General features: G+C 39.3%; 8 protein-coding genes. 7 read left to right on the top strand and 1 reads right to left on the bottom strand.

Going from position 1 to position 13,908, the window contains the following annotated elements:
* Window positions 1-154: 154 nt before the first annotated feature.
* Together ABJQ32_03850 and pfkA are read left to right on the top strand one after the other, a co-directional pair.
* Complete coding sequence (locus ABJQ32_03850) at window positions 155-1,105, top strand: ROK family protein (GenBank protein MEP5288755.1); 951 nt, start codon at window positions 155-157, stop codon at window positions 1,103-1,105.
* 58 nt (window positions 1,106-1,163) lie between these two features.
* Window positions 1,164-2,135 (top strand): 6-phosphofructokinase, encoded by a 972-nt coding sequence (pfkA, locus tag ABJQ32_03845; protein MEP5288754.1) that lies wholly within the window; start codon window positions 1,164-1,166, stop codon window positions 2,133-2,135.
* A 4-nt stretch (window positions 2,136-2,139) separates the two neighbouring features.
* Here pfkA and ABJQ32_03840 read toward each other — a convergent pair whose 3' ends face one another.
* Entirely contained in the window at window positions 2,140-4,992 is a 2,853-nt protein-coding gene (locus tag ABJQ32_03840) for a triple tyrosine motif-containing protein (protein ID MEP5288753.1), read from the bottom strand.
* Window positions 4,993-5,214: 222 nt separating this feature from the next.
* Here ABJQ32_03840 and ABJQ32_03835 point away from each other — a divergent pair, with 222 nt between their 5' ends.
* Genes ABJQ32_03835 through ABJQ32_03815 form a run of 5 tightly spaced genes read left to right on the top strand, consistent with a single transcriptional unit; the run spans window position 5,215 to window position 13,905 of the window.
* A complete protein-coding gene (locus ABJQ32_03835) occupies window positions 5,215-8,337 on the top strand; it encodes a TonB-dependent receptor (protein ID MEP5288752.1) in 3,123 nt (1,040 codons plus the stop codon).
* Window positions 8,338-8,342: 5 nt separating this feature from the next.
* The gene (locus tag ABJQ32_03830) at window positions 8,343-9,821 is read left to right on the top strand and encodes a RagB/SusD family nutrient uptake outer membrane protein (protein MEP5288751.1); all 1,479 of its coding nucleotides are present in this window, start codon (window positions 8,343-8,345) and stop codon (window positions 9,819-9,821) included.
* Window positions 9,822-9,831: 10 nt separating this feature from the next.
* Window positions 9,832-11,940: a PKD domain-containing protein gene (locus tag ABJQ32_03825; GenBank protein ID MEP5288750.1), complete on the top strand. Its 2,109-nt coding sequence runs from the start codon at window positions 9,832-9,834 to the stop codon at window positions 11,938-11,940.
* 60 nt (window positions 11,941-12,000) lie between these two features.
* Complete coding sequence (locus ABJQ32_03820; protein MEP5288749.1) at window positions 12,001-13,092, top strand: glycoside hydrolase family 16 protein; 1,092 nt, start codon at window positions 12,001-12,003, stop codon at window positions 13,090-13,092.
* Entirely contained in the window at window positions 13,093-13,905 is an 813-nt protein-coding gene (locus ABJQ32_03815; protein MEP5288748.1) for a glycoside hydrolase family 16 protein, read from the top strand.
* Window positions 13,906-13,908 lie beyond the last annotated feature (3 nt).

The following is a 13,908-nucleotide window of genomic DNA, read 5'->3' as shown; positions in this document are numbered from 1 at the left end:
TTGACGACCGTGACGAAGTGATAATGAAAGAAGGAGAGGCTTGATCTTTAGATGGGTGAAATACCATTGAGATTCGAAACAAATCCTATTCCCGTTAATGAACGATGTTGCGATTTTTGAGCAACGATAGAATTAAAAAGGTCAACAGTATTAGATGAATAAACTTGCAATTGGTATTGATATAGGTGGAACGAACTCAAAGTTTGGTATTGCTGATCAGGAGGGAAATATTATCGCACAATCTCGGATCAAAACGCAGGACTATGCAGATTATCCGTCATTTATTCAATCACTCAAAAAAGAGATAGAGGAGCTCCATTCAATTGAAAATGTAATTGGTGTAGGGGTGGGTGCTCCCAATGCCAACTATTACAAGGGAACCATTGAAAATCCACCTAACCTACCTTGGAAGGGTGTATCTAGATTCGCAGAGGAAGTAGAAAAAGTGTTTGGGCTCAAATGTGCATTAACGAATGATGCAAATGCCGCAGCATTGGGCGAAATGGTTTATGGAAAAGCCAAGAACATGAAAGACTTTGTTGTCTTGACTGTTGGAACTGGCCTGGGTAGTGGGATTGTAATCAATGGTGATCTGGTCTATGGCAAACATGGATTTGCTGGCGAACTTGGACATACACTTGTTAACGCACATGGAAGAAACTGTGCTTGTGGAAAGAAAGGATGTTTAGAGACTTATGTGAGTGCAACAGGCATTCGAAGAACTGTTTATAAATTGCTGGCTGACTATACCGAACCAAGTGTACTTCGCGCAATTAGTTTTGACGATTTGAGTACACGAACGATATCTGAAGCCGCTGAAAAGGGAGATAAAATAGCCATAGAGGCTTTTAAGTATACAGGAAGGATTTTAGGAATGAAGCTTTCCGATTTTGTTGTTCATACTGATCCAGAAGCTATATTTTTGTTGGGTGGTTTGTCAAAAGCAGGCGATCATATCTTTACCCCCGCTCAGGAAAATATGGAGCATTTTCTAATGCCTATGTTTCTTGATAAGAAGATACAGCTATTACCCTCAGGTCTTAAGGATGATGATGCACCTATTTTGGGAGCATCTAGTCTAGTTTGGAAATACCTAGATAGCTAGTACAAGAACAGGTTAATAAGTTTTAAAAATAGAGCCATCTATTCAACTAACAGATAAAATGAAAAATATAGGAGTTTTTACTTCAGGAGGTGATGCGCCAGGCATGAATGCTTGTGTAAGAGCAGTTGTGAGATCTGGATTAAGCCTTGGACTGAATGTTTATGGAATTAGATACGGATACAATGGAATCATCAATGGTGACATGTATTTGATGAAGTCATATTCAGTAAGTAACATTTTGCAAAAAGGAGGAACAATCCTTAAATCGGCTAGAAGCGAAGATTTTAGAACCAAAGAAGGACGAAAAAAAGCTTACGAACAGTTGAAAGCAAAAGGGATAGAAGGGCTTGTTGCGATCGGTGGAGATGGAACATTTACAGGGGCAAATATTTTCTATGAAGAATACGGTATCCCAACTATAGGAGCTCCGGGAACCATAGACAATGACCTCTATGGTTCAGACTATACGATTGGTTTTGATACAGCCGTAAATACTGCACTTGAAGCGATTGATAAGATAAGAGATACTGCTAACTCACATGATCGAGTATTCTTTGTAGAAGTAATGGGACGTCATTCAGGATATATCGCCATTCATTGTGGAATAGGAGGAGGTGCTGAATTGGTAATGGTGCCTGAAACTTCTACTACGATTCAAGATGTGATTGATACGTTGAATAAAGGAAGAGATAAGGAGAAAACATCTGCAATTGTGATCGTGGCTGAAGGGGATGAACAAGGAAACGCACATGAGATAGCTAATAAAGTGATGGATAAACTCCCAAAACTAGATATTCGTGTCTCGACTTTGGGACATTTACAAAGAGGAGGGTCACCCACATCTATTGATCGATTATTGGCTAGCAGACTTGGACTGGCTGCTGTGGAAGGTTTGATAAATGGGAAGTCAAATGTGATGGCTGGTGTTATTGATAATAAAATCACATACACAAGTTTCAAGCTGGCCATAAGTAAAACCAAACCCATCAATAGTGAACTGATGCGTCTGGTTGATGTTATGAATAACTGACAGTTTAATAATTATCCAAGAATTCAACCAGGTTAACTTTCCGACTAATACCTAATTTTTTTCTCAATCGATATCGTGCCAACTCAACCCCACGTATCGTTATATTCATAAGGTTTGCAATGTCTTTGGTGCTCATGTTCATCTTTAGGTAAGCGCATAGCTTGGTTTCTTGAGGAGTTAGCTTCACCTCTTGTTTTAGCTTATGTAAAAAGTTTCCATGAACTTGATCAAAATGATGAGCAAATGTTTCCCACGCTTCGTCCTCATCTATATTCTTGTCAATTGATCTTACTATTTTACTTAGATTATCAGAATTGTCCTTAGTGGTCAATGCATCACCGAGTTTTTTCCGGATTGACATTACAAATTCATTCTTACTCAACAAATGCATAGTGACAGACGCGAGCTGGCTGTTTTTGTGATCAATTTCTTTTTTCAGACTCTCATTTTTTAAATTCTGAATCTCCTGATTGGTCTTTTCCGAAAACTCATGTATTTCACGTTCCTTTGATCGGATCTCTTTTTCTTTATTTAGGTTTAAAATTTCTTTTTCTGTCTTATGCTTCTTTTCTCTTGTGTAAAGGACACTTGTGAAAATGACTAATATGATAAATGAATAAAGGGTATAGGCTAATTCAGACTCATACCACCGAGGATTTATAGTGAATGAATAGGTGCTAACCTTACTTTCGTTACCGTAGACATTGACAGACTTGACTTCAAATTCATAATTCTTAGCCGGTAGGTTAGTATATTCCTTCCAATTAGTGTTGGTCCACTCTGACCAACTTTCATCATATGGCTTTAGTCTGTATGAATACTTCAAATCACTAAGACCATCATAGAAAGGAGCAGAATATTCAAATCGGATGAGCTTGGGGCTGTCGATGGATGCTGATTCAAAAAACGATCCTGAGATCGAACTTAGTTCATCATCTAGATTGGTTATGTCTACATTTTTTAAGTAGGTGTTATATGAATCTTTGATTGGTTTGTCCAAAATAGATTGATAAAGGATAAACCCTTCTTTTGCGCCAATCAAAATGTTGTCATCATTGATGATATTGATATTCTCAAGATCGTCACTTATGTAACTATTTATCTTTTTGAATTGCTTTTCTTCAGACTCATAGATTCCAATTGATTTTTTTTGCATGAGACCCAACTCGCCTCCTGCAATGTAAAAAATCCTATCTCCAGCCTGCTTTATTTTACTTACATGTCGGTTTCTAAACCATTCATTTAGGAATGGATGTGGCGTAAACTCATCCAATTCTTGACTGTATTGATAGATTCCAGATTCTGCCGTAAAAATCAATTCTTTGTCTATTTTGTAAACACTTATAAGAATATCCGAAGGAAAACCATCACTTGATCCATAGTGTGATAACTGATTTATTGAGTCAGATTTAAATTTGATTTTGTAGGCACCTTTATATCCGTGCGTCATCCATAGAGTTGAATCATCTTCAAATTCAAAAACTCTAGAGGACTCACTTAAGCCTTTTAGTGATTTATCAAGTTCAGGTATATCTAAATTCTTGAAAAGGAAGAATCCATTATAAGTTCCACCAATTAATTTGTTCTTGGCAAATTTTTTAAAACCCCAAAATCCGGTTTCATTACTGAACTCCTCAATCTTCCCTTCATTCAGTATAAATGCTCCCTCATGATGACCGAGTATTAACTTTTTGTCTAGTATAGAAATACTATTTACCAAGCCTTCACTGCCGGTCAATACAGAATACCCCGCTCTAGCATCCATATCTCCCAATGCTTCATTCGGAACAAATACGCCACTGCTTGTCCCTAAATAAATTTCATCATTCAATTTGGCAGCAGAATATCCTGTGCCCTCCAAACCTACATTTTCATTGATGAGAGAGAAAGGAGAGCCAAGTTCAACTACACAAATTCCATTATTTAGCCCTACCCATAAATTATTGAAATCATCTTCATATAAAGCAATTACAGTTCTGTGATTAAGTCCTCTGTTTTTGGTCAAGTGTAGGATAGGTTTAAGGTCTTTATCTATTATAACCAAACCATTGTTCTGGGTACCTAACACTATAGTTTGATTTTCTAACTTTAATACCTTGTTAATCTTAGAAGTCTTTAAAAAACTATCAATACTCGTTTTGATTGATTTTAGTTTTTTGTTTTCATAATAGAATATGTCACCATCATAAGTGAAAAGAATATATTTATTCCCCCACTTAGAAACTCCACGATAGCTATGCCCTTCGCTGTTTTCCAAGAGCTCAAATGTTGTACTATCTTGCTTTAATCTATAGATGCCATTTGTTGATCCAGCTAAGAGTTCATCATCAATGGAAGTAATGAATTCCACATCATTTACATTATCTAATATCTTTATTTGATCGTTTTTTAGTAGTGCGAGGGTACCATTTACATTAATATAGATTTCATTGTTAAATGCCACTAGGTCCCAAATTTCATCAACAACCACGTTACTAGGAATACGATCTACAAGGCTATGATATGAGATCCCCGATTTAGTATGCTCGAAATAGCCCAGTTGCTTTTGACCACCTACATAGATTCGATTTGATATCTCTTCAACTAGAACAGTCCTTACTTTTGTCGCACCCGCTATTGCGTACTTGTTCCAAGTTGCTCCGTCGAACTCTAGAAGACCGTAGTTATTAGCTATATAGATATAGCCTGAAGTGTCCTGAGTAATTCCCCAATTTTGAATTCCACCATTGTATTCTGATGGAGTATATGTAGTAGTTAGGGGTATGGATATTAGCTGTCTTTCATCTTCTTTTTGAGCCTTTACATTTATCGTTCCTATTAAAAAAATGGTAAAAATCAATATCAAATACGGTCTCATAGTGAATTTATCATTTTTTAGTAAGAAATTTTTGAGAAAGTAAAAATGTTCTTTAATACTTCAAATGTACATTTTTAAGATAAAATGATGTAATCATTTTTTATGGATGATGAGTTTTTGATGTGGTGTATTATCAGGTTTACAGAGTAATAGGTTTATACCTTGTATGACGATTCATGATCGATCTAAACTTATTTATGTAAAACATAGACCTAAATGAATATGAAGTATTTGAAATTTGGTTTTTCGTTTATTGTCTTGATCCTGATCGTAGGCTATGCCCAGGCTCAGCGTGCAATTACGGGAAAAGTAACAGATGCTCAGAGTGGTGAGGCATTAATAGGTGCTACCGTTCAGATTAAGGGCACCACAAATGGTGCAATAACAGATCTGGATGGCAATTACACTTTGAGTATATCTGATGGTGACATCCTGGTAGCATCTTACCTGGGATTTAATACACGTGAAATCGATCCTGGCAATCGAACCGTGGTAGACTTTCAATTAGAGGTTGATTTAGATGAACTTCAGGAAGTAATTGTAGTTGGATATGGTACAACTACTGCAAAAGAACTTACAGGAGCTGCGACTAAAGTGGCTGCAGAGGAAATCACAAAGCGAAACGTACCTCGTCTGGATCAGGCACTTCAGGGCCAAACAGCCGGGGTAAATATTACGACGAATTCAGGTGCACCTGGAGGAACTTCCAATATTCGTATTCGAGGTATATCTACCAATGGGAATAGTAATCCACTGATTTTGGTCGATGGCGTAAAATATGATCCGTCAGGACTAAATGCATTGAATCCATCAGATATCGAATCGGTTAACGTGTTGAAGGATGCAACAGCAGCTATTTATGGTGTACAGGCAGCTAATGGTGTGATACTCATTGAAACTAAAAAAGGAAGATTGAACTCCAAGCCTTCAATTGAGTTTAATGGATATTATGGTATACAGGAAGCTGCCAGAAAACTTGATGTGCTAAATGCAACTGAATATGCCATTTTAAAAAACGAGGCTTTTGTTGCAGGAGGACAAACTCCATTATTCGACAATACATCGCTGGGTGAAGGTACGGATTGGCAAGATGAAGTCTTCCAGACGGCTCCTATTCAAAACTACAACATAAGTGTATCGGGAGGTACAGACAAGACAACCTATAATATAGGTGGATCTTATTTTGGTCAGGAAGGTATCGCTGGAGGTGGAGATAAAGCCAACTTTGAACGGATAAACGGTCGAATCAATTTCACGACTGAACTGGCCCCTAAAGTCAAATTAACAAGTGTTTTACTCTACACAAACGAACTAAGCAAAACCGTTCCTGTAGGAGGTATTGGATCTATTTTGTACAGTGCAAACAATGCCCCTCCAACCTCACCTGTCAGAGTGGCTGAAGAGAACAATCGGTTTAGTTACCTGACCGAAGTTGCAGATATCGTGAATCCATTGGCCCTTATTGAAAATACATTCAATGAATCAAGGGTGAATAAGTTCACTGGGAAAGAAGAAATTTCCTATGAAATCAACGATAACCTCACAATAACGGGTCGAGGCGGATATAATTACGCTTTAGTAGAAGGGAAGAGCTTTTTTCCATTGGTTTGGTACGGGCCAGGTAAGCCACAAAGTACTGCAGCAAATGAAGATCTTGACCCAATCCTTGTAGACATTGGAGGAATTCAGGTTGAAAGAGGAGCAGAAGTACAAGAATTTAGAAATACATTTTTGGACTACAATTTTGAAGGTTTCTTAAACTACAATAGAGCATTTGGTTCTCATGCTGTAAAAGGAACTTTGGGCGCATCATTATTCGGTACATCGTCAGATGAATTAAGAGGTTTTGCATTAAATATCCCCAACAATGATCCTAATCTTGCGGATATTTCGACCAATCAGGCTACAGGAAACTTTTTGAACAATACAACCTCCTATCAGGTAGAATCTAAGCTGGTTTCTACTTTTGTAAGAGCTGAATACGATTTTGAAAAAAGGTATTTCCTTTCTGTGATTGTACGTAGGGACGGCTCCACACGGTTTGGTGCGAACAATAAATTTGGAATATTCCCGGCTGTTTCAGCTGGATGGGTCATTTCAGATGAGTCATTCTTCACTCCATCTTTTATCGATTTTGCAAAAGTAAGAGTTAGCTATGGGGTGGTGGGTAATGACCAAATTGGAGACTTTGCTTACAGAGCGCTACTGGGAGGAGAAGGTGATTATGTATTTAATGATGCGATTCTAAGAGGCGTTGCAATAGGAAGAGCGGGTAACCCTGATTTGAAGTGGGAGCGGAATAAGCAATTGAATATAGGAATTGATCTTGACCTTATTCAATCATTCAGCTTAACTGCCAACTACTTTGTGAAAAATACCAATGACCTTTTGTTTGCACCCGATGTATTATCCGTATTGGGCACCTACGGCCCGGGATCTTTTCCTCCAATCATCAATGGAGGTAATATCAGGAATTCAGGCGTAGAATTGGATCTAGGTTATGATAAACAATTATCCAATGGATTAAATATCTCGATTAGTTCAAATTTCACATTGATAAACAACGAGGTTACGAAGGTTCCAAATGGTTTGGACTTTGTTTCAGGGACAGGATTTGGAATTGGAGGTGGGGTTGCTACTCGTTTGGAAGAAGGATTTCCCATTGGATATTTTGTAGGTTACAAGACTGACGGTATATGGCAGACTCAGGAGGAAATCAATGCAAGCACTGTCGATCCCTTAGGTGTGAATCCGCCTAGCCCCGGAGATTTGAGATTTGTTGACGTAACTGGAGACAATATTGTTGACGAGAACGATCGAACACAAATTGGATCTCCAATTCCAGACTTCACTATAGGTTTTAATCTAAATCTGGATTATAAAGGAATAGACCTTACAGCCAATATCTGGGGAGCATTCGGGCAAGATATCATTAGAAACTACGAACGTGCACAACCGTTAGCCAATCAGTTGTCCTATACTCTCAATCGATGGACAGGTCCCGGCAGCACCAATGAATACCCACGTTTGACTACAGGACTAACTCAGAATAATGTTTTCTCAGACTTTTATGTTGAAGATGGCTCGTTTGTACGTTTGAGAAATATACAGGTAGGATACACTTTGCCAACAAACCTGAGTAGCTACCTCGGTGCAACGTCCATTCGATTCTATGTTGGTGGTACTAATCTTCTAACCTTCACTAAGTATCTGGGATACGATCCCGATGTAGGAGGCGGAGCATACGATCCGGATACGCAATCTTCACCGCTTGATTTAGGAGTTGATAATGGAAGGTATCCCCAAGCAAGGGTATTGATGGGTGGTTTTAACATTAAATTTTAATAGCGATGAAAGCGAAATATATACTATTAACATTATTACTGATGACAGCTTTCTCTTGTGAGGATATTGTGGATATTGAGCCACAATTTGCTCAGGACGCTGAAAGCTATTTTCAAACAGAGCAAGACTATGAGAACGCGCTGATAGGTGCGTACGATATGATAGGACAGAGTTTCCTTTCGTTATGGTTAGGCGAAATTGCATCTGACAACTCAATTGCCGGAGGTGAAAGTCCAAATGATACACGTTCGTTGCATGAGATAGATGAAATGGTCCATACTCCAGAATCGGAGTTAGAGTTAAGGAGGCACCTTCGATTTATGTATTCAGGCATAACCCGAACCAATTTCATATTCGAGTTTAAAGACAACTTAAACTTCGAACGGAAAGATGAATTATTGGCTGAAGCCTCATTTCTTCGAGCATATTATTACTTTCAACTGGTAAAAGTATTTGGGGATGTTCCATTAGTCGTTGATCGGAGGTTGAGTATAGATGAAGCTACATCGTTAGCTCGAACTCCCAAAGAAGAGGTGTATGCTCAAATAGAAACAGATCTTATTGCCGCTGCTGAAGGTTTACAGTGGACGAGTCCTGTGAAAGGCCGGGTCACGAAGGGTGCGGCATTAGGTCTTCTGGGCAGAGCTTACATCTATCAGGATAAGTTTGACGAAGCTGCCATAGTGCTTGATGAGTTGATCAGTGATGGACCATATAGCTTGATCACCGTATCTACCTCGGGTGAATACGTTGAATTGTTCAGTGTAGCGCAAGAAGGTAATTCTGAGTCAGTTTTCGAAATTCAGCATACAGGCCAGGAGGGATCTGATTTTGTTGCTCCACAAGCGGCTGAAAGTAACTGGGCGATTGGTTTTCATAGTCCCAAAAACTATGAAGGACCTGTATATGACGATGGTAATAGTTACAACTTACCGACTGAGGAGCTTTATAATTCTTTTGCAGCAGGTGACATTCGTAGAGATGGTGCAATATTGAATCTTATCGCCTGGGAGACTTCCAATCCTACAGTTAGCTATGATGTAGGAACAGGCGGATTTACCGGATATTATAATCATAAGTACATGAGACGTGCAAACGAGCTGGGTGCAGGTGATGAGCGCTTGACAAGCCCAAGAAATCATCGCGTATTGAGACTTCCTGAAGTGTTGTTAATGGCAGCAGAAGCACATAATCGCAAGGCTGCTCCTAACGATGCACAAGCCCAGATGTATCTGAATATGGTTAGAAGCCGATTAGGACTTGCAGATGTAAATGCGAGTGGTACCGCTTTAACTGATGCCATATGGCAAGAGAGAAGATGGGAAACTGCAGGTGAGGGGTTACGATTCTTTGACCTGGTAAGAACCGGACAAGCAGAAGCTGCTATTGATGGTTTTGTAGTAGGAAAACATGAAGTATTCCCTATACCTCGATCCGAAATTGATCTGTCTGGGGGAGCTTGGAGACAAAATGATAATTATTAAAAGAATGATCATGATTAAGAATATAAAATCATATCTATGGATTCTGATGGCTACACTAAGTGTTAGCTGCCAGCAGGAGACATTTGAACTAAGTGAAAAGCCCATCTCTGAGGCTAATGCCACCTTTACGGTTACTCAAAGTTCACAGGGACCAAACTATTTCACCTTTACCAATGCTTCTACTGGTTTTATCAAGAATTGGGATTTTGGTAACGGTACAAGTGCAGAAGGTGATGAGGTGACAGGTTATTTTCCGTTTGAAGGAATGTTCGACGTTACACTTACTGTCTACAATTCAGGTGGATCTACCACCACGACACAGTCGCTCGAAATTGCTGCAACAGATCCGGAAATTTGTAATGTGGAAATTCTTCAGCTATTGACTGGAGGGTGTAATATTCTTGAAGGAAAAACATGGATAGTTGATAGTGAAAGAGCAGGTTATTTCGGTGTTGGACCCAGTACGAGTTTTTTCCCAGATTTTTACTCCGCAGCTGTTGGCGATCAGGATGGTGCGGATTTTTTGGATGATGAATACACCTTCAAGTTATTGGGTAGTGAGTTCAGCATGGAAGCGAAAGGAAGTGTGTTTGTTATCGCAGCATTGTCATCCGATTTTTCTGGAGCTGTACAGTTTGCTGGAAATAATTACAATGCCCCATTTGAAGATCCCGAAGGTTTGACGTATGCTTTAAGTACAAACGAGGCAGGAGATAACTTTATAAACATTTCGGCTCCAGGTTTTATGGGAATGTTTACTAATTCCAGAAGCTACCAAGTATTAGATCTTAATGAAAATGAAATGTTTCTTAGATACGTTGATCAAACAGACCCATCTCTAGTTTGGTATCTCCGATTGATTAGAAAAGGATTTGCCCCATTGGAGGCTGGATTCACTGTTGCAACCAATGGTCTACAAGCCACTTTTACCAACACATCTTTAAATGCAGAATCCTATAGTTGGGATTTTGGTGATGGAAGTATGAGCACGGACGAGAATCCGGTGCATACGTACACGGTAGATGGTACCTATACGGTGACATTGACAGCTACAGGCCCAGGTCAGGAAGATGTCTTCACATCTGAATTGACTGTTACTTCTGTGCCGAAGGTGTTTCCATTAACCTGGGAAGATGGTGATGTTAATTTTGGGGAGTTTGGAGGTTCTGTATTCTCAGTGATCGATAATCCGGATCCTTCTGGAATCAATACATCATCACGAGTAGGACAATTTGTGAAAGGAACCGAGTTTTCGTTTGCCGGTATAGCGATGCTTTTAGATGAGGTAGTTGATTTTTCTGAAAACGCTATACTTTCTATGAAGATATGGTCGCCTGTTGCATCCAATGTGATTCTGAAGTTAGAGGCTGAAGGCGATGCTGGAACTTTTACACAAGATGATGTTAGCATTCCTGTTACAAATCAATGGGTTGAAGTAACCTTTGATTTCACAGGGGCACAGACAAACCTTCAAAATCTCGTGATTTTTGCCGATACCGATAATAATAACGGAGGCACGTTCTATATTGATGATATTGGATTTGCGACAGAGTCGGCAGACGAAATTACAGTGGATCTTTTAACAGGGGATGATGTCAAATCGTGGGTGCTCAAGCCAGCTGCGGGTGCATTTGGTGTTGGACCTGCACCTGGAAGTGATGCATTCTTCCCCAATGGAGCTGATATTTCGGGTGATAGACCATGCCTATGGAATGATGAGTTCATCTTCAAAACAGGTGGTCAGTATGAGTATAAAACCAATGGGGACATTTTTGGTGAGCCGTATATGGGACTAACTGAAGGATGCCAGACAGATGCGAATCTGAATGGTACAGCTGCAGAAACATGGGGGTCTGGAATTCATTCTTTCTCGTTGGTTCCAGCAACAGATACAGATGATGCCCAGATTATAGTTCGAGGTACCGGAGCTTTTGTTGCATTACCTAAAGCATTTAATGGAGGAGAATATACAGCAGCACCACCAAATATGGATGCTGCTGTTAGTTATCAGGTTCTGGACTATTTCAAAAATGCATCTGGTGAGGAGCTTTCTTTATCTATAGATGTTTCGGGTGATGGAAGTGTATTCTGGAACTTTATTCTTGTTCCTAAAAATTAATACTAGTTATTGTAAGAGTGTGCGGCTTAGTGCCGCATGCTTTTTCCTAATTTTATTTTGATGAAGCACACAATAGTTTTAATTCTGATTTCTTTGCTACTGACCTCTTCTTGTGGTGAGGATGGTGAGAGTAATATGGTGCTATTACCATCCAATCTCACGGTTGAAATAAGCAAGAATGAGTCTGGAAATGTATCATTTACGGCAACAGCAGATGATGCTAACTTCTATCAATTTGATTTTGGTGTAGGTGAGGGTTTCGTTAATGATGATGATGGCAAGGTGAGCTACACGTATTTGGCGGAGGATACTTATACCATAAAAATCAGAGCTAACACTACTTCTTCAAATTTCATTGAGATCAGTGAAGATGTGGTGGTAGAGATTAATAGCAATGTTGATAATGGTGGCTATGAAACGCCTTTAAGTTATGAGGGATACGATCTGGTGTGGAATGATGAATTTGAGGGAAATTCCCTGTCCTCTGATTGGATACATGAAATAGGTACTGGATCCGATGGATGGGGCAATAACGAATTACAATACTATCGAGAAGAGAATACACAAGTTGATGATGGGTTATTGATTATAGAAGCGAGGAATGAGGCATTTTCAGGAAGTCAATACACCTCTTCACGTATCATTACTGAAAATATGCAATCCTTTAGATATGGACGAATCGATATTCGTGCGATTTTGCCAGAAGGGCAAGGAATCTGGCCCGCATTGTGGATGCTTGGTGCAAATTTTAGATCTATTGGATGGCCAAATTGTGGTGAAATTGATATCATGGAAATGATCGGCGGTGGAGGTCGAGAAGACACAGTTTTTGGAACATTACACTGGGATAATAATGGAACTTACGCCTGCACCTGTGGGCAAGATCATGAATACACTTTAAGTAACGGGACATTCAATGACCAATTTCATGTTTTCAGTGTGATCTGGAACGAATCGAGCATTACATGGTACGTCGATGATAATCAATATACAACAGTCAATTTCTCTTCTGACATGGAAGAATTTACTAACGATTTCTTCTTCATTTTTAATGTAGCCGTTGGTGGGAACCTACCAGGTTCTCCAAATGAAACAACCACTTTTCCTCAAAGGATGGTGGTTGATTATGTAAGGGTTTTTCAATCCAATTAGATGAAAAGAAAAATTTTAATACCTGGATCCCTGACTATAGTTGCATCTATATTATTTGGAGCTCAATTAATTTATGGAGACAGATACAAAACTGTTTGGGAAGACAATTTTGACTTTGATAAAATCGACCATGAATTCTGGACTGTAGTAACAGGAGATGGCTGTCCGGATCTCTGCGGATGGGGAAATAAAGAGTTGCAATATTATACCGATCTGCCTGAGAATGTCAGAATTGAAAATGGAGTACTCGTTTTAGAGGCACATCTAAAAGATACTGTCGACTCCTTTTTTTCAAGTGCTAAATTGGCTACAAAAGGGAAGCTTGATTTCCGATACGGAAGATTCGAGATGAAAGCAAAACTACCTGTAGGCAGAGGCACCTGGATGGCCTTTTGGATGCTTCCCACTGTTGATGGCAATGCTGAATGGCCAGCAGACGGTGAAATTGATATCGTAGAGCATGTGGGATACAATCCCGGAACCATCTATGGAGCTATACATACGACAAAGTATAATGGTATGATTGGCACGCATAAAGTAGATAGCGTATATGTTAAAAATGTTGACAGTGAATTTCACGTATATGCGGTTGAGTGGTCAGAGAATGAAATTAAATGGTTCGTAGACGATAATATGTATAATCATTTAAAGAGAAATGAAGACGATGTAGCCGGCTGGCCATTTAATCAATATGATTATCACTTGATTATTAACCTGGCGGTAGGAGGCACATGGGGTGGTAAAGCGGGAGTAGAGAAAAGTGCTTTTCCTCAGCGCCTTGAAATAGACTATGTTCGATACTTAACCAAATAGAAT

The sequence above is a fragment of the Marinobacter alexandrii genome (genome assembly GCA_039984955.1).
Classification (GTDB): Bacteria; Bacteroidota; Bacteroidia; order Cytophagales; family Cyclobacteriaceae; genus Ekhidna.
Note: the sequence above shows the minus strand (reverse complement) of the source record. Positions and strands in the feature narration are given on the sequence as shown.